This window comes from Ignavibacteriota bacterium (assembly GCA_016212665.1).
Lineage (GTDB): Bacteria > Bacteroidota > Ignavibacteria > UBA10030 > SZUA-254 > FW602-bin19.
Genome location: JACREZ010000001.1, coordinates 22,746 through 46,185, shown reverse-complemented (window position 1 = coordinate 46,185; position 23,440 = coordinate 22,746). Strand labels below are relative to the sequence as shown.

The following is a 23,440-nucleotide window of genomic DNA, read 5'->3' as shown; positions in this document are numbered from 1 at the left end:
TGGTACTATTTGTATTCGCATCAATGTGAAAAGTTCTATTTTCCTGATATTTCACCCATCCGGTGAATTCGTCTAACAGTCATACGCGTTATTGTTCAATAGGTTACATGATTATTGGGGTGTCTATAGCGGGGATAAGGAAAAATAAACTTTTTGTTGAATGAAGGGAGTTTGGTACATTAGCACGTCAAAAAAAATAACATTATGAATACCTCAACAGCAACATCAAAAAAATTCACCTACGAAGAATTTATTGCACGAGCGGAAGCGCAAAAAGGAACACATACAAAAGAACAACTTGTTCAAGAACTTCGAGAAAACATCGCCCGCTACGAAGCGAAATACAAGATGACTTCTGAAGAATTCATCCCGCGTTATGAACGAGGAGAGTTTGAGATGGATGATAATTTTGATGACGGGGAATTGTTTAGTTGGTCAGGTGATGTATGTGCATTGAATAAACTAACAGAAAATTCAAGTAGATGATATATATCGAATCTCTCATTAGGAATCGTGTCTATTCCATTATGAGTCTGGTTAGTGAAAGTTTCGAAGATATTATCAAAGATGATTTCATAATGAAGTTGGATATTGATAATATTTGCCTAATCGAAAAACTTGAAGTTACCATCCCATTCACTTCTGGGGGGAAGTTAACTATTCGGGAAAAATATGAATTTGAAAAATTCCGACTTTCAATTGCTTATCATTATTCTTACAGAGATTCAAACGGAAGACAAGTTATTAGTTTTGACAATGCCCCGCATCATAAACACTTAACAACATTTCCACATCACAAGCATTATTATCCGAAAAATCGTTATGAGCCTATGAACTTTGATGGTGATATTGTGATAGCATTACAAGAAATTCTTTGGATCATAGATAATCTTTAACATGAAAAATATTATGGCTATTAACCATTTCTCCCGTCTCCGCCGCACACGAATGACTGCAACGCTCCGTTCGATGGTGCGCGAAACCGAACTTTCAAAAAACGATTTTATTTATCCACTCTTTGTCGTTCCCGGTACGAAATTTAAGAAACCGGTTTCGTCGATGCCCGGCGTGTTTCAAATGTCGGTGGATGAAATTGTCCGTGAATGTGCTGAAGTGAAATCACTTGGCATTCCGGCTGTAATTCTGTTCGGAATTCCTGAACACAAGGATGAAATCGGAAGCGGCGCGTACGACGAACACGGAATCGTTCAACAGGCAGTTCGCGCAATAAAAAAGGAAGTCCCCGAACTCCTTGTTATCACCGATGTCTGTTTGTGCGAATATACTTCGCATGGGCATTGTGGCATTGTTCGTGGCGATGAAATCGTGAACGAACCTTCCATTGAGCTCTTGGCGAAAGAAGCCCTCACACATGCACAGGCAGGCGCTGATATGGTCGCTCCTTCCGATATGTTTGACGGACGAGTGAAAGCAATCAGACAAATACTTGATGAGAATAAATTCTATAACATTCCCATCATGTCATACGCGGCAAAGTATGCGTCTGGATTTTACGGACCGTTCCGTGAAGCGGCGGAAAGTACTCCTCAATTCGGAGACCGTCGCTCGCATCAAATGGACCCGGCTAACTCGAATGAAGCGCTCCGTGAAGTTCGGGTTGACATCGAAGAAGGCGCGGATATCGTGATGGTAAAACCGGCACTCCCCTATCTCGATATTATCCGTCGCGTGAAAGATGAATTTCAAATGCCGACTGCGGCGTACAACGTCAGCGGTGAATATTCGATGGTGAAAGCGGCAAGCAAACTCGGTTGGATTGATGAACAACGCGTCATGCTCGAAATGCTCACCGGTATCAAACGCGCCGGTGCGGATATGATTCTTACCTACTTTGCAAAGGATGCCGCGAAACTTCTATAGAAATGAGATTTGGGATGTGAACTATAGTAATTCCCATTTGTAAATCATTGATATCCGATCAAGTAAATGAATATGAACACAAACCTTTCAAAAAAACTATTTTCCAAAGCAAAGTCAAGAATTCCCGGTGGAGTGAACTCGCCCGTTCGTGCGTTCAAGTCGGTTGGACTTGAACCGCGCTTCATAAAAAAAGCCAAGGGCGCATACCTGTGGGATGTAGACGGAAATAAATACATAGATTACATCGGTTCATGGGGACCGATGATTCTCGGTCATGCGCACGCGGAAATTCTTTCTGCCATAAAAGACGCGGCGAAGTACGGAACAAGTTTCGGCGCACCGACAGAACTTGAAGTAAAAATGGCTGAACTTGTTTGCAAACTGATGCCTTCTCTCGAAATGGTACGCATGGTCAACTCCGGTACGGAAGCAACCATGAGCGCGATTCGACTTGCCCGCGCGTACACAGGGCGTGATGTCATCATCAAATTCGATGGATGTTATCACGGACATGGAGATTCATTTCTTATCAAAGCAGGTTCGGGAGCGGAAACACTTGGAATTCCTGATAGTCCGGGAGTTCCGAAAACGCTTGGCGGATTGACGTTGACGGCGCGGTTTAATGATATTGGTTCTGTTGAACGACTGGTTCGAGGTGTACCCGCCAAAGACGGGCGGGGGTGTGAGGTTGCGGCGATTATTGTTGAGCCTGTTGTCGGAAATATGGGCTGTATTCCTCCGAAGAAAGGATTTCTTGAAGGATTACGCTCACTTTGTGATAAACATGGAATCGTCCTGATTTTTGATGAAGTGATGACAGGATTCCGAGTTGCTCTTGGCGGCGCGCAACATTTGTACAACATTAAACCGGATCTGACTACACTTGGAAAAATTATTGGTGGCGGACTTCCCGTTGGAGCGTACGGCGGGAAGAAAGAAATCATGCAGATGGTTGCGCCATCGGGACCGATGTATCAGGCGGGAACACTTTCAGGAAATCCAATTGCGATGGCGGCGGGCTACACCCTCCTTTCCATCCTCTCGAAGAATAAATCAATCTATAAGAACATTGAACAAAACGCCTCACGACTTGAAGAAGGCATCAAAGAAAATTTGAAAAACCTCGGACTTGGCTATCAACTCAACCGTGTCGGCTCAATGTTCACATTATTCTTTACCGAACAGAAAGTGGTTGATGCAGACTCGGCAAGAACTTCCGACACGAAACAATTTGCTACGTATTTTGCTGAAATGTTGAATCGGGGAATTTATCTCCCTCCCTCACAATACGAAGCGGCGTTTCTTTCCTTAGCGCATGGCGAGAGGGAAATCGAACGAACAATCAAAGCAAATTATCAAGCATTAACAAGATTGTAATTGTACTTATACGAATACCTGACCAAAAAAAAGCCGTCCTCGAAAGAAGACGGCTTTTTTATTGTGCGTTTGATTCTCAATTAAGGTGCAATTACTCCCGATGCTATCGGGACAACTAGTGTTAATCCTTCCCATTTTACTTGAACACTGATTGATACTGGCCCATCAACCGGTGTATCTTCTACAATATCTGTAAATGTCATGGTAAATTGAGTTGAACCGGGACCGACTATCTGTGTATCACCCATTGTATGAACAGCTGATAGACCATAATCTTCTCCGTCATTAGTATCACTGGCAAGTAACTGAATAGTAGAACCTTTTGTTATTGGATGTCCGTACATATCTGCAACGTCAAACGTAAACGAGATTGTACCGCCACGGATAATTGTAAACGTTGAAGGTCCTGAATATGTAATATTTGGATAACCGGAGAATAGCATTCGCGCACTGTCAGTAATAGTAACACCCGATTCTCCGACGGTGAATGCTTTCACATAACCAAATCCGCTATCACCAAGAGGATTTCCAGAATACAACAATGCTGAAGCAAATCCTTTTTCATCTGTAAAACCCGTGCCCGTATTAATAACACCCATTGTCGAAGTAAAATACACGGCTACACCTGCCGTAACCGGGTTGCCATATTTATCACCTACAATAGTTGTTGCCGTAGCTTCACGCCCGTTATAAACTAACCCCGGAATATTGATAGGATTTAGTCCGATTGAAAAGTGGGCTTGGTCGGGTAAACCGCCATGAATCAAGATACGAGCTATTGAAGAACGAATTGTATCTGACGGAGAATATACACTTGCAAGTAATTGTAACACACCGGCACGGGTTCCTGAGTGAATAATAGCACTCACTCGTCCCGTAGATGAATCTGTATATCCGATATCGGGTGTGATAAATTCTCCACCACCAGGAGAATTTGTGAATGTAAACCGCACCGGATACATCGAGTCAACCGGAATACCAAGCGAATCCCGAACTTCAAAGAGCAATGTAGTCGTTTCCGTTCCGCCTGTTCCCGTTACTTGTATTTCTGTGTTAGTAATGGACAAAAATGCAATTGAAGCGGGCAACCTGGAACGTGTTGTATCTCCTGCGCCCGTCGGTAAAACTGAACCTGAACTTGTCAGTGTGGCGATTCCGTTTGGTCCATCAACTGCGATTGTTAATTGCAATGTACGTGGAGTCCGCGATGAAGAACTCGTATCTCTGACCGTGAAAGTAAATTGCGTTTCCGAAAGGTCACGCGTATCGGGCATTGTTACATTAATATCACCACTCATGACTATCGTACTGGCGGCTGGTCCCGATGCACTTACCTGAATCGTTGCACCTTGTGCGAGAGGATTACTGTTTGCATCGTTCACTGTGTACGTGAATGACTGAACAAATCCACTGGAAAATTCAAATCCGTTTGTAGGACCGCCGGAGATGAACGCTTGTCCCGAATACGTGAGTGTATCCGTGATAGTAAATTCTCCATTATCACCTAACGTAGTGACCGAAACGTTGGCAACACCGCCAACCGGAATCGGATTACCACCGAACCAATCTACCTTTGCATAACCGTTGGCTTCCGTGAATGCTGTTCCTTGAATAAGTCCGGCATTCGTACCAAAATAGAGGGGTGTACCGGATGGAACGGGGTTTCCATATCTATCACCAACTTGTACAATTACTTCACCGATTTTCTGAACCAGTGGCATTGCACCCGGATAATTTGTTTTTCTTAATTGTTGCGCCGGGCGTGTTATAATAAAGGTGAAATTGTTTTGATTCGGCTTGCCACCAACAATAACAATACTCACAGGATTAGAATGGATAGTACCGTCAGAACTGATTGCTTTAATCTGCACAGCGCCTGCTACCGTATCACTTCTAAATTGCGCTTGTACTCTGCCAAGGTTATCCGTATGAACAGTTTCAGCGCTGAATGTTCCGAATACTCCTGTTCGTATAAATGAAATTGGTATACCTGCACGAGCTATTGTATTGCCAATGCTATCTATCGCTTCAAAGGTGAGAACAGTAGTTTCATTACCACCTGAGTTTTTCACGCTTAACGTTGTCGCTGTACTTGCTACAAACCGTATCCCTGCAACCGAAGGCGGAATCGGTGATGAAGTGCCGAGCAATGTTCCTGAAACATCATAATATGCATCACCTACCGGGCTATTTGTATGGCTAATGGATAGAGTTAATGAGCGAGCTTGAGAGACGGTGGTATTCGTATCACGTAGTCTTACCTGATACATCGTGCCGAATGCAGTATCCCGCGTATCAGGTAAAGTAAATAGAACATTTCCATCAAGGATGACAGAACTTGATGCACCGCCACTCTTGTTTACAGCAATTTCCCCTCCGCTTACTACAGGATTTCCATTGATGTCTTCAACAGTGTATCGCAAAACCGTATCAATGCCATTTCTCAATTGAAAATTTTCCGGTAAGAGTCCGGAAATTCTCGCGGGACCGGAATATACGGCCCATGAACTATCGCTCACCAAACCGGTTTCTCCTAATACTGACGCCTTAACTATTGCTATTCCACCCGGTGGCGCTGGGTTGCCGCCAATCCAATCAGCGACAGCAAGTCCAACTTCATCAGTTACATCAGCACCGGTTACAACACCGGCATTGGTTGTGAAATAGACGACCGTACCTGTCGGAACAGGGTTCCCGTATTTATCACCAACCACCACTCTTGCATTACCAATGTAGCCCGATGATTGAAGACCGGGGAAATTGTATTGCGGAGGTGGATTAAACCCACGAGCTTTTGGATCGTCAGCCCATTCTGTAAGTCGAACTGTGAAAAATTGCTGTGAAGCTTTTCCACCAGTAATACCAAGACTCATCGGGATTGATTGAATTGCAGTACCGATAACAGATCCCCGTACGCTTACATTACCTGCAACAGTAGAACTATGGAACGTACTTACTGCAATACCATTGTCATTCGTTAATGTTGTCTCAGGGAGGAAATAGCCCGGAACACCTTCGCTTGAAAATGCAACCGGTATGCCGGCACGTTGAATATTTCTTCCTAAACTATCAATAACCTGATACGCAACTTGTGCATAATCCAAACCACCTGCATCATAAACAGTTATCACTGAATCGCTTCTGAATGCCAACTCTAATCCTTTTACTTCCGACTCAGGTGGCGCTGAAATATCCACTCTTCCTTGGAACGTATATACCGCAGTTCCGTTTTGTCCTTCAACTGTTATTGTTGCTGAGAAAGGTCCTGTGATAATTGGATTATCATTGACATCGAGACTGAAATTTGCGGCATACTCTGTCCAAGCGGGGTCTTGAGTATCCGGAAGTTTCGATGCTGGAAATATACGCGAAACAACAAGGGATACATCACCGTCGGTGGTTATCGTAATCGTATTATCTTTTGCCAAAGGATTTTGATTTCTATCGTACACTCTGAAGAATGCCGTAAAGTTTGTAATGTTTGATGGGGTCAACGTTACGCTATCAATCATTGCCTGACCCGAGAATAACATTCGAATGCTATCGGAAATTACCGTTCCGCCGGCGCCGATTGTTGTAGCTTTCACATAACCATATCCGCCTGCAGGTCGCGGGTTAGTTGAAAACAATGTTGCAGACACAATACCATTTTCATCTGTTCCTGCCGAACTTGTGGTAACGACACCAATATCAGTGCTAAAGTGAACTGAAGTTCCTACGGGAACCGGATTCCCATAACGGTCTCCGAGTTGAACTGTAATTGTACTTGTCCGTTGATTCCAATCTAACCCTGCTACGTTAATTGGATTGGCTCCGATACTAATATGATTTTGATCGGGTTGACCGGAATGAATGAGCAAGCGAACCGGAGATGACGTAATAATACCATTCGGAGTCTCAACCGTTGCGATGACCTGTATCGGACCGGAACTTGTACCCGAATGAACCACGCTGGTAATACGTCCTGTTTGCGGATCCGAGTAACCGGAATCAGGGGAGATAAATGTTCCACCAGATGATGGAGCAATTGAAAACTTAACCATGTATGAAGAATCAACCGGGATTCCAAGTGAATCTCGTAGTTCAAATATCATGGTTGAAGTTTCAACTCCGCCCGTACCGATGACCTGAATTTCATTTACACTTGTAGAAATTAATGCTACCGAACCCGGTAATCGTGTTCTGCCTCCACCCGTTGCCAACAAGGTACCGCTTGTAGATTGTGTCGCCGTTCCGTTCGGACCGGAGACTGCAATAGAAAGATTTAAGGTCCGTTCTTTCGTTGAGAATGTTGAAGTATCACGCACGGTGATTGTAAAGCGGGATAAACTACTGTCTCGTGTATCGGGCATGGTTACATCAACATCACCTGAAAGAACGACTGCGCTTGCACCTGTTCCCGAAGCAGAAACAATTACCCGCGAGCCTTCTGCCGGAGGATTACCATTCGCATCACGAACTGTAAAGCTAAATGTCATCGAACCGGCACCAAGAATTTCAAAACCTTGCTGCGGTCCACCACCAATCATTACCTGACCTGAATATGTAACAACGGCGCTATCAGCAACAATGGTAGTTCCTTCTCCACTTGCAGATGCTTTCACCAAAGCAACTCCGCCAACCGGTATTGGATTTCCGCCGAACCAATTAATTTTCGCGAACCCGTTTACATCGGTCATTGCAAATCCCTGTACAACACCGGCATTCGTTGTAAAGTAAATCGGTGTTCCTTCGGGCACCGGATTTCCATATCGGTCGCCTGCCTGTATATGCGCTTCACCGATTTTCTGAATGAGCGGCATTGCACCGGGATAATTTACTTTTTGTCCCGTCGCTTCAGGTCGTGTTAGCAAGAACGTGAAATATTGTTGTGAAGGCTTACCGCCAACAACAACAATTTTTGAAGGAGAGGATTGAGCAAATCCTGCGACCTCTTTTGCAATTACTTGTACAATACCTGCAACCGTATCGCTATGGAATAATGCTTGCGCTTGACCGTTTGTGTTTGTGGTCGTTGTTTCAGGAGTAAAAACGAACGGTACTCCTGTACCCGACAAGGCAATTCGAATTCCTTCCTGACGGATTGGGCTGCCGAGACTATCGAGTATCTGATAAGTAAACAAACTTGTTTCCGTTCCGCCGCCATCTTTTACCGTTAACACAGAAGACGACATCGCCTCCAACCGTATTCCTGCGACACGAGGAACCGGTGGTGGAATTATTCCTTCCAGTGTCGTTGTGATTCTTTTGATGACCGTACCATTTGGTCCGTCAACAGAAATTTCAAATCGCAATGTTCTATTACCAACGATCGTCGTATTCGTATCCTGCAGGTTTACAGTGAATTGTGTATAACTTGGATTGGAAACATCTGCCATTGTTTTATTCACATCACCGGTAAGTATAATTGAACTTGAACCAGCACCCGTCATGGAGACGCTAATCGTTGAACCCTCGGCTAAAGGATTTCCAATACTATCAGAAACGGTAAAGGTAAACGATGAATCAATTCCCTGTCGGAACACATATCCATTCGTCAAACTACTATTCACTATTGCCTGACCGGAATAAACGACATCAAGACTATCTCCGATGAGTTGATTGTTATAATCGGTTGTTGTAGCAACAATGTGTGCAAGACCATTCGACGGGAATTCCGGGCCACCGAGCCAATCCACGGAAACTTTTCCATTCAACGTAAGTCCGGTTGACGGGAGAAGACCTGCTGTTGACGCCAGCGTGATACGTGTATTATTGAGGACGGGATTTCCGTGTTTATCACCAACCGTCATTCGCGCCTCTCCGATTTTTCTTGTCGAAGAAAACATCCCGGGGAAATTTACTTTTGATTCATCACTGCCAGGACGAACAACATCTAAATTAAAGAACGACTGTGCTGGCGGACCGGGCAAAACAACAATATCTTGTTTGGCAGAAGTAATACGTCCTAACTGGGCGAAAACCTTGACGGTTTCCGCTTTCTCACCGCTTCTGAAGATAGTCTGAACTCTTCCGTTGATATCGGATTCCGCATAGCGTGGTGTAAATTCTCCCTGCTGACCCTGAAAATCAAACGAAACCGTAAGACCGGGTGTTGGCATTCTCGCTCCACTACTATCTTGTAATTCATAGACAAGCGTATCGGTATCTGTTTTGTTCACTCCTGAAACATAAATTCTTGGTTGACTCTTCATCAACACAACAAATTTCACTCTGTCTGAAGTCGGGACGTAACCCTTTACCGTGCTTCTTGCAGTATCGAGTGCATTCCCGTTTGGACCTGAAACCTTTATTTTAATTCCAAGTTTTCTCGGTGTGAGAACTGTTGTATTTGTATCAAGAATATCGAATGTAAATTTCGTAAGATTTGTATCACGTGTATCAACCATTGTAATACTTGTGTCGCCGGTTAATATAATTGATGCTGCGGCTTCATCATATTTTGATACAGAGATTTGAGTTCCTTCGGCAAGCGGATTGCCGTTCGCATCACGAACAAAATATGTATAAGTTCTGCCCGCTCCTGCAATAAGCGTGTCTGTTTGATCCGGACCTCCTGTAATTTGCGCTGTCCCGGAATATGTTACAACAGCACTATCAAGAATAACTGAAGCGGTTCCCTTTTTCCAAACTACTTTGATGACGGCATTACCATCCGCAGGAACGTTCGGACCTCCGTACCAGATAGCAGAACCGAATCCGTTGGCGTCAGTGAAAACAGTCGCACGTATTTCCCCGGCGTTCGTCTCGAATTCAATTTTCTCCCCCGGAACAGGATTATCATTTCTGTCTTTCACCTGAATTTTTACTTTTCCAACCTGTTCGTTCCGCGAGTACTTTGCCGCAAAGTTTACTTTAGGAATTGTATCGTCAGGCATACTGACAATCAACCGAGCATTTCCCGGATACGGTGAACCCGGGCGGACAAAAATAGTTTTCTCTACGGAAACAACATCACTATTTGGCACCTGCGCACGCACTTTCACCGATTCAACTACTTCACCTGTATGGAAAATTGTTTGAACTTTTCCATCGCTGCCGGTCATATCATATTGCGGTTGGAACGAGCCGAATCGTCCAGTGAATTCAAAATCTACACGTTCACCTGCTCTGTTGATTACCTGATTCAAACTGTCGAGGATTTGATATTCCAATTGAAGAGTATCCACTCCTCCAACACCGGCAATAGATAATTCACGCGGAACACTTGAGAGCAATGCTAATGATTTTATTTTCGGATTTCGAGTTGCTAATAATGTCCCGGGAATTGTCATCGCAGTGTTGCCGTTCGGACCGGTAACACTGATAGTAATATCGAATTGTCCGTTACGCAAACTGTTGCCGACTTTATCAACGATGTTTACAAAGAACGTGTCTAACCGATAGCCGCCGTATAAGGCATCGGGAAGTGTCGTGGAAATATCTCCGTACAGTTGAATCTCTGATGAATTTCTTCCGCCAACCGAAACCTGAACTTGTGTTCCCGATGACATGTGATTATGATTTCTATCGTGTACGCCAAACCATAAGGTGAACGATGAATCATCCGCCAATTGAATATTGTAATCGCTTGCTGTGATTATCGGGAAACCGGAGAATAATACAAGAGCTGAATTTTCAACTTCATTATTATTCTTATCAATTGAGGTAGCTGTCACTGTAGCATAACCGTTCGGAGGTTCCGGTTCTGCGGAGCGTAATGTTGTGGAAGCGATACCGCTTGTATTTGTATAGGCTGATGCCTCAACATAACCACCTGTTGTAGTGAAATACACTGCCGTATTGGGTTGAACGGGATTGCCATATTCATCACCTACATACACTGTAACTCCATCTGTCACGCCGTAGCGAACAAGACCTGGAATATTCAGTTTTTCAACTGCAATGGAAAAATGGTTCTGGTCCGGCAAACCGCCGGCGATGGTTATAGAAACCGGAGCCGATTCAAGACGCGTGACACCTCCCGTATCAATAGATGCTATCACTTGAACAACACCCGCTGTCGTTCCGCTTGTGAGCGCCGTTTGCACACGACCTTGAGCATCAGTATTGACAGATGCCGGGAAGATTGATGCACCACCATTCGGTCCAACAAATATAAAATCAACTGTCGCTGAATCCTGAGCAATCGAACGTCCGCTTCTGTCGCGAACTAAAAATGTCATCACTGCTGTTTCGTTTGCCCCTGTCCCATGAACCGAGACTGTGTTCGTCGTTAACCCCGTAAGAATAATACTCGCAGGTCTTCCTGAAAGAGAAACGGTTCCGCCTGTTCCGCGCAACATTCCGACATATGAACGAAGCATATTTCCGTTCGGACCGCTGATGTTGATAGTCATTATCAATCCTTTATCAGAACCCGGCGATTGAACAACTGTATCGCGTGCATTAATTCTGAAGAAAGTGAATGTACTATCCTGAGTATCCGGCATCGTTACATCAATATCACCTGTGAAGGCAAGTTCGGAAGTAGCATCACCGCTGAACGTCACAGTAATACGCGTTCCGCTTGAAAGTGGATTCCTGTGTATATCGAACACCCTGAACGGAATTTGTAATGAACCACCATCTGTGATAGTGAAATCGAAATCTTGCGGTTCGATTTTTGGTTGACCGGAGAATAACACACGAATGCTGTCTTTCACTAACTTCCCTGAATCGCCAACGGTACTTGCATATACCCACGCGAAACCATTTTCCGGTTGAGAATTTCCTGAACTTAACGTAACCTGCGCAATTCCAACTTCATCCGTTAAAGCCGCAGGCTGAATGATTCCAGCACTGGTTGTAAAATAAATAGCGATGCTATCCGGCACAGGATTGCCCCACTTATCACCAACCTGAACCGTGACTTTATTTTGGACACCAAGAAAACCGAGTGCCGGGAAGTTTAATTTTTGAAGTGCAATGGTAAAGTGAGCGGCATCCGGCGCGCCACTGTATATCGGTAATGCAGGTGTTGTAGCAAGAATTGTCGGGTTTCCAACAACGGATGCTTCTATCTGAACAATACCCGCTTTTGTACCGGAAGTTAACGTTGTCGTAACACGACCATTCGTTCCTACAGCCACCGAGGTTTTTGTTGATTCAGGCGCTAACTTCTCGCCACCATTAATTGCTGGCATGATACGGAATGCAATGTTTGCCTGATGTGCTGAATCGAGCGGGACATCTGCAGAGTCGCGTGCTTCAAACGTTAAAACAATGGATTCACGTTTTCCGACACCTTTTACATTGGCAAATGTATGGCTTGCAGAAATAAAAACGAGTCGCGCAACACCGCTGGAATTCGGTCCGGGTGGAACTGTATCCGCTTTGCTTGTTAATGAGTACGACTTTGAATATGTTTTCGCGGCTTCCACGTTAAAGGAATCCGTCTTTGAGTAGTATCCATTCTTCGTCGTAGTGAGCACCATCCAACCACGCGTTCCAGTATCGGGCCACTGGACAATAAACTTGTAATTTCCGCGTGAATCGCTTAAGGTTGTTTCCGCCGGAGCGAACGACGCGCGCATACTTATTTCTGCGCCGGCAATGGGAAGAGCGAGTTTATCATAAATAGTCCCTTCGACCGTTGTCGGGTCCGGAGCAACAACTCCAGTGGGTCCCTCGTCTTCTTTACATGCGAAAAAAATGAATGAGAATAAAAGAACTGCTGTCATAGCGACAGACAAGGTTCTGTGAGTTATCATAAATTGGTAAGTCTTTTTAGCAGGCATAAACATTCCTCCTGACGGAGTTTTGATGTTCAACAATCATTGAGTTAATTCAATAAAAAAAAATTGTTCGATGTGTGGCAGCAAATCAGTTGTCACCTTCGCGCTTAGGAATGAGTCGGTCAATATCTTTTTCAAAACCTTTTCTCAGTTTCTCTAACACGGAAGGCTGAATTCCCCGTTTCGCATGGCGTTCACTCAGCGAAGGAAGAATTTCGGCTTTGATAAGAATTGCAAGTTCCCTTCGTTTCACCGAAGTCTCGTCAGCTCCGAAAATATATCGTAAACCGAATACATACGGAGGCAGGTCTTTTAAGAAAGGAATTCCTGTTCGCGTTTTTGCCTCTTCGTTGTAATACAAACCGCTGATGAACGCTTCTTCACCGTCAATCAATAACAATTTTGTTTGAGTTTTGTTTCTATCAATAATCGGAAGTTCTCCGGTAGTGATTGCAAAACTCCGTTCGATAAACAAATCAATCCAGATAAAATCAATTGTGTCTTCACGGATGATTTCCGGTTTTACCCGAACGATTGTTCCTGTCGGTATTTGTTGAACTGATTGAGAAATATTTCCACCCGCCGCTATGTCACGACGTGGAAGGGAAATATCCTGACCTACTTGCGCGTAGCCGGAATCTCCCGAGGTAATGGACAAGCGTGGTGAAGCGATAATATCCGCCACTCCATTCTGGGAATAAAACTGGAGAAGTGAAGAAAAACTTCCCTTTTTCTCTCCTCTGCTATAACTTATATCAAACGCTCTTTTCGCTGCTGACCCAAACATATCCAGTCCGAACGTATCCTGATTGTTTGCATACGCAAACGACCAATCAACTCCTAAATTGGTTGATTTGTTCAAATCAATAGAAAGAAATGTTGTTGTAATCAACACTTCACGACTGTCCAACGTTGGTTTCTTAATCGCAATCGTTTGAGTTCCTTCCAACGCTTTCGCCATGTCTGCCGTCATGACAAGAATGTACTCCGGGTCTTCACGATACCATAAAAGATTCTGGTCAAGAATCATCTCCATAGCATCTTTCCAGTGCTGGTTGATAATTTCAATACCAATAGGATTCGTTCGTTTTTCCAGGTCAATAATAAATTTTCCCGCGAATTTTTTTGCCATCTCGCTCAATGCAAGCAATGCCTGGTCCATCCTCGTGGTCGAATCCATATTCACGATTTCCTGTTGACTGGAATAGCCTTTCACTCTCGAGCGTGTGTCACGTTGTGGTTGACTCATCAATTGCGAGACAAATAAAGTACTCAATAAAAAAAGAAAAATAATATGTTGTCGTTTCATAGACACTCCAATAATAAATTACTATTTGTTAATAGATTCACCGCGTCGAACATATAAATCGACTGTTCTTGTAACGCCGCCTTCAATTAAAATACACTCTATCTTTCCAAGTTCCGGAAGGATTTTCACTACGTTGCCGAGATAGACAGGGTCACCTTCGACAAGTTCACGCGCACGATTTGCCTGGTCAATAATAAATGCTTTCCCGGGAATCACCGCTTTCAAATCGGAACTACGAATATCAATTTCATCCGGTTTAATTTCCGGAATTTCCTTCATGATGAGAGGATAAATCGGATTCATCGCCAGCGATGGAGGAGTCGTAACAGCCCGTGCCGTCGGCGCTTTATTCAATTCAGGATTTGTCGAATAATACGCGTTCAAATCCATCTCATAGGAAACGAGAACGTGATTGCCAAGTGAATCTTTCCGTTCCATTTCACTGAACTTCAGACTCGTTACCTTAAACAACCGTGACCCGTTTTCAATGTACCATACGAAACGATAGAAATTTCCAAAGAGCGCTTCGCCTTTCAGATTGTATTCATTGTATCCGTATTTTCCCGAATCACGCTCCCCTTTGTAAATCATGTTCATCTTCACTTCACCGCTCATACCAATAATGGAATTAAAATATCCGTATGTTTGACCACTGATATCTTTCGGTGGAAACTCTTTGTCTCGCGTATTCCATCGGTGTTTCATCGAATCCAAATGTGCTACCCGAGTATTATACTCGTTAGCAAGGTCCGGTGTATTTTGAAGCAGGTTTTCAATTCGTTTGATTTCCGCATCTACGACTTCTAATTTTTTGGGCAAGGCAACCATGGTAAAATAGATTCCCAGTCCGACAATGATAAGGAGAACGACTCCTAAGACGATTGTATTTCTAACGATATAACTCATGCTAACCTCACCTTCCTACTTCGATTGTTGGAGAGTTGTTGAATCAGTGAGAGCCTTCAAGGTATCTTTCATTGGAGGCGGAGGCGGTGGCGCAGTGAAATTAAATTTGTACACTTGCGGCGCATCTTCACGAATCGGTTCGATGATAACTTGGCGCAACGTAGTGTTCTCAAACAAGGTTGAGATTCGTGGGATACGCGCTCGGTACAGTGCATACCCCGACACTTCAATCCCGCCATCATCCATTGACCCGACATCCGTAAACCAGAGTGAACGAATATCTTCAACACCGTTCGCCATTGTTTCAATTGTCTTCGTCCATCTGTCATACCCCGGAACGAGCGAATCATACACATTCATTGCTACTTTGAATCTGTCAATTTCACCATCAATACCTTTGATGATGCTTTTCAAACGGTCCACCTCTGCAAGTTGGAGTTGCAACCGTCGCATCGTGTTTTCCTCTCTTGTAATTTCATTCTTTACTGTCCCGAATCGGTACGTGAAGAACAATGTTGAAAGAAAAATTACAGCCAGAAGTAAATATCCATGCCAACCAAGTTTGAATGAACGCTGAGCGTCTCGTATCGTTTCAGGTAATACATTGGTTTGATAAAATGCCGGGTGTTTCGTGTCGAGCGCTTTCCATGCAGTTGCGATTGGGACAGCAAATTCCGGTATTCGTTCCTGAACTTCCGCGGAAAGTTGTGTTGAATCAACATACGGCGCACTCAGAAACTGGACATCTATCTCAGCAAAATGTTCTCGAATAAATTCGTCGAACTGTATTTTCTTACATTCACCTGCGAGTAAAATTCTATCCACTCGCGGTAACGCCAGATTATCAAGTTCGAGCATAAGCCGGTTGAGTGTGATATTCTGAATGTTCGATGAATCGAACCCTTCTCCAATCACCGGTGCAAAATGGAGGAAATCAGTCCCTTTGAGAAAGATGAGTCGTGTATATTCGTTCCCGATATAAATAATTACCGAAATCTCTTCCGGGGCGAACCCAAAATTTGCCCGCGCTAAGTTTAGCAGAGCAACATCAGAACTATCAACCAAAGGAATTCGCGGCAAACGTTTTCCCGTATATTGTTTGATGTCATCCAATATATCGATAATGGAAAGTCCATCTTCCCGAATCAAACAAACAAGATTATTATCGGTTGAATAGAAGTAATCTATCGCATCGGCAGGGGGAACTTCATTTCGAATGGCGGACAGTTCATCCATTACTCGTTTTTTTAACTTTTTCCCTTGAAGTCCGAAATCCGTTTCAAACGTATGGTAATAGAGACTTGGTTCTGAAATGGCATAACTTACAACATACTTTCCGACAGGATGTTTTGATAACACACCAAGAAAGACGCTATTATTGTCAACGCCGGGAAGGTCTGTTTGAAAATCGCCCCCGCCAATTCCGAAGCCATCGCCGGCTTGTTCTTGTTGGGGTTCTAACGTGGTTGATTCACCGGAACGGTTTTCATCAAGACGAGTAGCAAGCGTCAATGACTCTAACTCATCTAAAACGATACTACCTTTCTTGGAAGAAAGTTTTGCAACCTTCAGTTCCAGTCCGTCAACAAAAAATGATATTGCGGTATTGCTTTTTAATGAAGCCATACTTGTTTGCTCACTATTGTTTCTGTTTCAAAAAAGAAGTGATTATTAATCACCTTGTGGAACGATATTAAGAATTTGTTGGAGACGTCGTTTGTTGTTCGCGAAGTTGATTGCCGTCTCTAAGGTTATCTTTCGCTGTAAGAACAATCGCTTTAGATCTTGCTCCATGGTGACCATACCATCATTACTGGATTCAGACATCATCTGGTAAATTTCACCTGTGTTATTATTTTTGATTGCGGCTCGAACTGAAGGAGTTGCAATCATAACTTCCTTCGCCATCACCCGTTTTCCATCAACGCTTGGTACAAGTTTTTGGGAAACAACACATCGAATAACATCTGCCAGGCGATTCCGAACTCGCTCTTGCTCATTCACATTTGTTTCACCAATGATTCTGTCAATACTTTCTACTGCTGATGAAGTGTGAAGAGTTGAAAATACCTTATGCCCCGAGTCGGTTATTTCCAGCGCGGTCATGATTGTTTCAGGATCACGTAACTCACCAATCATGATGATGTCCGGGTCCTGACGAAGCGCTTGAACCGCTCCTTCTTTATAACTCATCACATCACGTCCGACTTCACGATGGCGAATAATACACCGGTCGGATTTATGAACATATTCAATCGGCGAGGCAATGATGACTACATGAGCATCTACCGTGTGATTGTTTGCATCAATCACGGCGTCGAGCGTTGAACTTTTTCCGGAACCTGTAATTCCGGTAACGAGGCACAATCCTTCTTTCGTATGTTCAAGACTGAGAACTTTTGTAAGATTGGGGTGAAACTCATACGATTTGTAGGGACGAACACTTTGATTTATCGCCCGCATGTTCAGTGCAATCTGGTCTAAATCGAAATACGCGTCCGCACGGAAACGACGCATCGTTCCTTCTTTGATAATCATGTAAGAGAAATCAAGATTTCGATTTTCGAACAAGAATTGTCGTTGGCGGTCAAGTAAGATTGCCTGAATTAATACGTTCGCTTCGTCATGTGTAAATTCCGGCAATGTTTTATCCGGCTTCTTTGAACCATGGATTCTGTACCATACTCTCCCCTGCGAACCATAGCCACCTAAATCTACATCGGAGGCGGCAATTTCAAACATGCGAAGGAGATAACTTTCCATTAAGTCTCGCATGGAAACCCGTTCTTCTTGTGACAACCTCGATATGAGGTCACCGATAAGCATTTGCCGTTCAACGCCGAAGGCAGTCTGCGGAATGCTTTCGACAACGGCTTTGATAATTGAAATTGCGTCTTCGTTCATCGGGGAGAAATATAGAGATTTTTTTAGGGTTTGTCAATACTTACATCACATTTTTTTGCATTAATTCATAAAAATGTCAAAACAAAATAGCAGGAAAATCTGCTTTCATTCATTTTACACTGTAATCATAGAATTAAAAAAAGCCGACCCCACTGCTGAGGTCGGCTCATAATATGACAAGTATTTATTAACTCAACGAGTTACTTCATTAATACAAGTCGTTTTGTCTGAATAACCGGTGCAGAGTTGTCATGTAACGGGCTTGCCTGAATTTTATAATAGTAAACTCCGCTCGATAAGTATGTTCCATCGAACATGACATCATGAATTCCGGCTTGGTTTGTCCCGCTCACCAACCGTTTTACTTCCTGACCAAGCACATCGTGAACAGTCAGCGTTACAAATGCATCTGCGGGAAGCGTATAACGAATCGTCGTGGTGGGGTTAAACGGATTCGGATAATTCTGAAACAACTGGAACGATTGTGGAACTGATTCTACAAATTCCTGAACAGGAATTGCAAGTTCGGATTTCGCCAGCGGTGAAGAACTATTGGTATCGAAATAAAGTTGGTCGAACTCAGCTCCGATACGGGCATCGGCTCCTGATGAATGAACTGCCGCGAATCCAAAATATCCGTTCGTGAATGTTGTGTAGGTTGAATTTGTCACACTTCCTTGATTGACTGAAGTGTTTACCGCGGTTGGTTGTGCCGTTGCAACATCACCGCTTCCGCTCGTCGTCGGTAATGTTGAAGTGTACAATGTCCAGACAGAACCACTGGTTCTTGTAACACGAACCATGAAACCGATATCAGTCAATCCATTTGGAACTGTTCCGGAAGATGTAATGATGTCAGTAGCCGTATTATTGGTAACTCGCTGGAGAACGATATTATCGTCACCTGTATCATCTCCAAAACGAACGCGATACCCATCAATTGTCGAGGCAGTCAAATTTGTTCCATTCGCCCAGAGCCATACGAGACTATGGTTTGCGGCGGTAGCGGCTTGCGCTCTCCGACCAATCCAGAACGACCATGATTGTGAGGTTCCCCATGTTGCTGTTCTCTGTGTTCTGATGTAGCGTGTCCCGGAAGATGCTGTGGTGTAATTCAAACGAAGAGTGTTTGAGCCTGTTGCACCGGCGGCTACATCACTACTTGTAACAACCTGAAACGCACTGGTATTTCCACCCCACGCCGGGTTCGATGTGAAGTTTCCATCGGCAAATGTTTCGATTGGTGCAATCGAATTCGATAATGTTGTAAATGTGAAATCACCGGAGGTTGCAGTGTTGTTTGAGGTATCGGTTGACCGTACTCGATAATGATAAAGAGTATTTGCAGTCAGTCCGCTCAATCCAATACTGTGGCTCGTTACATTGGTTGCATTTGAATTCGTACTTCCGTACGAAGTCGTAGTGCCATAATCAACTGCAGAATTTGAAAGTTCATCTGTAGTCCACGTAATTGTCGCCCCAGTTGTAGTAATTCCCGATGATTGAACATTGGAAATTACAGGAGGAGTAACATCCGCCGGTGGCGCATCTGTGGTGAAAGTAAAATCACCAGACGTTGCTGTATTATTCGCCGCATCGGTTGATTTTACACGATAATGATATAATGTGCTTGCGCTTAAACCAGACAATCCGATGCTATGACTTGTTACATTAGAGGCATTGGATGTCGTACTTCCATAACTCGTCGTCAATCCATACTCAACAACAGAGTTCGATGCTTCATCAGTTGTCCATGTAATTGTAGCGCCGCTGGTAGTAATTCCACTTGAAGCAACATTAGAAATAACCGGAGGAGTTGTATCCGGCGGACCGCCTGCATCATCAAGAGCGAACGAACGTGGTAAACCTGCCGCCGCAACTTCGTTCGGACCTTGTGTTACAGCGCCATTACCATTGACAGTAAACGTGCTGACACCATCTGTCGAAATCACGATATCGCCGACGCAATATCCTGCAAAACTTGTTAGCGAGCCGGTCGGACTTCCCTCTTCTGTTTGATAGACAACTGAAGCGGGTGCTGTAATACACGATGTTGATTGTGAAAGAAGTACATGTTCTACTACATCAATACGCGGTAAATCCCAACCCGATGTCTGTCCAGCGCCTGTTGAAATAACTGAGACTGCCGGTTGAGAAAGATTCATCCAATCCGGATTCGTGCTACTTTCACTTCCGTGATGGTTACAGAAAAGAACATCAATACCACCGGAGGAAATCATAGGCGACGCGCCGCCGGGAGAAATTGCCTGAACAACTGCTGTCTCAACATTCGTCTGAGAAGTCGAACGACCGGTGCAAGCATCGGAACCACCGCCTAAATCGGAAGCCCAGAGAAAATCAAATCCACCGTACTGAACAAGAATTGCAATGGAGCGGTCATTTTCATCAGAGACAGAAACACTCCCGCCGCCAATGATACTTCCGTTGCGCGCAACGCATGTAGCTTTCGCTCCGTTACCGAGAAGAATTTGTGTTCCGACCGGCATCGAAGTAATCGCACCCGCTGTCGTTGTCAACGCGGCGGCGGCATAACCATCGTTACATGTTGATGCATAGGATGAGCCGTTGTAATAGTTTTTATTTAATACGTTGTAGCCGGCATTGATGACTTCATCAAGTCCGCCGGTATGGTCGCAGTGTTGATGACCTGCGATAATATAATTCAACTCGGTTGTTGTCGTAACGCCAATCGAATTGAGATACGGAACAATTTCGTTCGTTCCTTTTCCTGTATTTCCTCCATCCATGAGTACGGTTGTGCCGTCCGGTCCCCGGAGAAGAACAGAACTGCCCCAACCTACGTTGATGACATGTATTTCAAGATTTTGTGCAAGCGCCATAAGTGGGAAAAGCATGACGCAAGCAAGAACTACAATGTAGAACTTTTTCATTGTGTATCCTTTGTGATAATGATGTGGGAGTGGAACCGCACAAGTGCGGCAAGTGATTTAGGGAGATTAAGTTTGATGTGATTCAATTTCATGGTACGTGACGGGGCTAATTATAAGAAACGGTTTTATAAGAAACAAGAAATTTTTTGAATTTACCTGCATAAAAACAAAAGGCGACCCGTTTCCGAGTCGCCTTTGTATCTTCTCGACAAAAAATTACTTCATCAAAACCATCTTCTTCACGCTGAAGAAGTTTGGCCCGCTTACTGCCTTATCATCATCGCTCATACGTTCGGCGACAATGCGATACATGTAAACTCCGGAAGGCAAGGATGTGGCATCAAAGTCAACCTCCTGTTCTCCTTCATACATTTCTTCACGGTCAAGAATCGAAGCGACTTCCTGTCCGAGCGAGTTGTATATCTTCAACGTCACAATTGCATCCTCAGATAAATCAAATCGGATGGTCGTTGTCGGGTTGAACGGGTTCGGGTAGTTTTGATGTAACTCAAATTGATTCGGAATACTCTTCTCCTCGGTAACACCGGTAATATTTTCTACATACTTCAGTATCGTTCCGTTCTGCCCCACCGCCCACGCGTACATATTCATGTTCCCCTTTAACAAATACGTATCGCACCGGGCATGAACACCGTTTAACCATTTACCGGTCGGACTCGTTTGTTGAACCCAGTTGCTTCCATTATAATGAAAAATTGCACCGCTATCTCCCACACCGAAACCTCTTCCCTGTTTTGTGAATGACATACCAACGATTCCTTTGGTAGTGTGTGTATGATAGGTTGCACAATTGGTATCAATGAATTCAAGCATCGTCCCACCCGAACCGGAAATCCACCCCCGGTTGGCTGAAGTAAAACAAACTGCACCGAGCCACTCGTTAGTACGGGAATGTATTTTTGTCCAGTTCGTTCCTCCATTTGTTGTACGTAGCACCTCGCCCGAATCGCCAACGGCAATAACATTATCAGTGTCACTCGCATGAACATTATTCAACCATTTTGATGTCCCGCTTGTCTGGGAAGTCCATGAATTTCCGCCGTCCGTCGTTTTTAAAATCGTCCCTTGTTGTCCTACAGTCCATCCGACATTCGTGTCAGAAAAACTGATTCCGTTTAATGTGTTCGTCGTATTGCTTGGACGCTTCGACCATGAAGAGCCGTTAAAATACATTATTGTTCCTCCACATCCTGATATCCAAATGTTTCGTTCATTCAACGCAACAACAGAGTACAGCCAATTTGTTGGCGCACCGATTGTGTCGGGAATCCACGTGTTCCCGCCATCATACGAACGGAGTATCATCCCATCTGCGCCAACTGCAATAAGTCTATTCGCATCCAATGAAGTAATAGAAAACAGCATTTTCGTTGTCCCGCTGTTTACCGTTTCCCACCCGGTAGATTGTACCGAAAAGACAAACGTTAAACTTAAAATTGATAGTTGTAAAAAAGTTTTCATAAAATTTCTTTCCATAAGATTATTAAATAATGAAGTTCAATAAGTTGTCTTGTAGAACAAGTGTTGATGGAAAGAACGGTAGCTCCCCTTTTTGATATTGTTACAAGAAGTAGATGAATCGTTGTTACTTTTCAAATATTATATGGTCAGAAAACAACAAATTACTACTGATAGGTATCCCTTTTATCTTAAACATAAAAAAAGCCGTCCCCAGATTGGAGACGGCTTTTACTTTCTTTTGATTTTGATGTACCTGTTATTCTTCGCTCTGGTGTGTTGGGTTTTTCAATACCTTGATGAAGAACTTCACTGTATAGTACGTGATAAGTATCCATGCTGAAAGCATCACGATTAATGCTGAAGTTGTCACTGTGGCTCCCTTCAATTAAAGAACGACGAATTTGATGATGAAATAAATTATTGAAAGCGCGAGCGCTCCGAGAAAAAGAAAAAATGGGAGTACTGAATTTGATTCTTCTTGCGTGGGTTGTTGTTCCATAAATCTGTCCTTGTCTTAAAAAAAATAAAATATTACAGCAGAGCGAGTTTCGCCCGCAAATGAATGTGTAAAAAAAAGAATAACGCGTTCAGGCAACAACGATGACCGTTGCTGCTCAAGACGTTAGAGACAAAGAAGGATTATGTTAGAGAGATGTAGAAGCGTGCTGTGTTTGGAGAAGCAGGGTTGAGAGCCGTTGCGCGTCCGTGGGATGAAAAAGCACGGATTGTGCTGTTATCGAATAACTGACAGTTTCAACTGTAAAATATGCAGATGAAATTTCGAGAGTCGGCCCCTTCTCATTGTTCTTCGGTTTCTCCCAGAGCGTCACACTCTGGATATTTTCTGCCGGAAGAAGGATGGTATGATGGTTCCCCTCAAGGAGTGTCGAATCAAATGACGAGACAGGGCTCAGCAGAATCGAAACCAGACAGAGACAGGTCAAGAATATCTG

General features: G+C 43.9%; 12 protein-coding genes. 4 read left to right on the top strand and 8 right to left on the bottom strand.

The window, feature by feature from the left end:
* The first annotated feature begins 204 nt into the window (after positions 1–204).
* From HY960_00130 to hemL, 4 genes are all read left to right on the top strand, one after another.
* A complete protein-coding gene (locus HY960_00130) occupies positions 205–486 on the top strand; it encodes a hypothetical protein (protein ID MBI5214139.1) in 282 nt (93 codons plus the stop codon).
* Between the two features lie 41 nt (positions 487–527).
* Complete coding sequence (locus tag HY960_00125; GenBank protein MBI5214138.1) at positions 528–896, top strand: hypothetical protein; 369 nt, start codon at positions 528–530, stop codon at positions 894–896.
* A 13-nt stretch (positions 897–909) separates the two neighbouring features.
* A complete protein-coding gene (hemB, locus tag HY960_00120; protein ID MBI5214137.1) occupies positions 910–1,881 on the top strand; it encodes a porphobilinogen synthase in 972 nt (323 codons plus the stop codon).
* Between the two features lie 72 nt (positions 1,882–1,953).
* Positions 1,954–3,258, top strand: coding sequence for a glutamate-1-semialdehyde 2,1-aminomutase (gene hemL / locus HY960_00115; GenBank protein ID MBI5214136.1), 1,305 nt, complete (start codon positions 1,954–1,956; stop codon positions 3,256–3,258).
* Between the two features lie 80 nt (positions 3,259–3,338).
* Here the strand turns inward: hemL and HY960_00110 are convergent, their stop codons facing one another.
* The 8 genes from HY960_00110 to HY960_00075 form a co-directional block, all read right to left on the bottom strand.
* Positions 3,339–12,950 (bottom strand): Ig-like domain-containing protein, encoded by a 9,612-nt coding sequence (locus HY960_00110; GenBank protein ID MBI5214135.1) that lies wholly within the window; start codon positions 12,948–12,950, stop codon positions 3,339–3,341.
* A gap of 112 nt (positions 12,951–13,062) precedes the next feature.
* Positions 13,063–14,283: a hypothetical protein gene (locus HY960_00105; GenBank protein MBI5214134.1), complete on the bottom strand. Its 1,221-nt coding sequence runs from the start codon at positions 14,281–14,283 to the stop codon at positions 13,063–13,065.
* A 21-nt stretch (positions 14,284–14,304) separates the two neighbouring features.
* A complete protein-coding gene (locus tag HY960_00100) occupies positions 14,305–15,189 on the bottom strand; it encodes a hypothetical protein (protein MBI5214133.1) in 885 nt (294 codons plus the stop codon).
* 15 nt (positions 15,190–15,204) lie between these two features.
* The gene (locus tag HY960_00095; protein MBI5214132.1) at positions 15,205–16,815 is read right to left on the bottom strand and encodes a hypothetical protein; all 1,611 of its coding nucleotides are present in this window, start codon (positions 16,813–16,815) and stop codon (positions 15,205–15,207) included.
* Positions 16,816–16,860: 45 nt separating this feature from the next.
* Positions 16,861–18,093: a PilT/PilU family type 4a pilus ATPase gene (locus HY960_00090; protein ID MBI5214131.1), complete on the bottom strand. Its 1,233-nt coding sequence runs from the start codon at positions 18,091–18,093 to the stop codon at positions 16,861–16,863.
* A 200-nt stretch (positions 18,094–18,293) separates the two neighbouring features.
* Entirely contained in the window at positions 18,294–21,005 is a 2,712-nt protein-coding gene (locus HY960_00085; GenBank protein MBI5214130.1) for a T9SS type A sorting domain-containing protein, read from the bottom strand.
* Between the two features lie 216 nt (positions 21,006–21,221).
* Positions 21,222–22,487 carry a T9SS type A sorting domain-containing protein gene (locus HY960_00080; GenBank protein ID MBI5214129.1) on the bottom strand — a complete coding sequence of 422 codons (1,266 nt, stop codon included), beginning with the start codon at positions 22,485–22,487 and terminating at the stop codon, positions 21,222–21,224.
* Between the two features lie 644 nt (positions 22,488–23,131).
* A complete protein-coding gene (locus HY960_00075; GenBank protein MBI5214128.1) occupies positions 23,132–23,431 on the bottom strand; it encodes a hypothetical protein in 300 nt (99 codons plus the stop codon).
* Between the last annotated feature and the right edge of the window lie 9 nt (positions 23,432–23,440).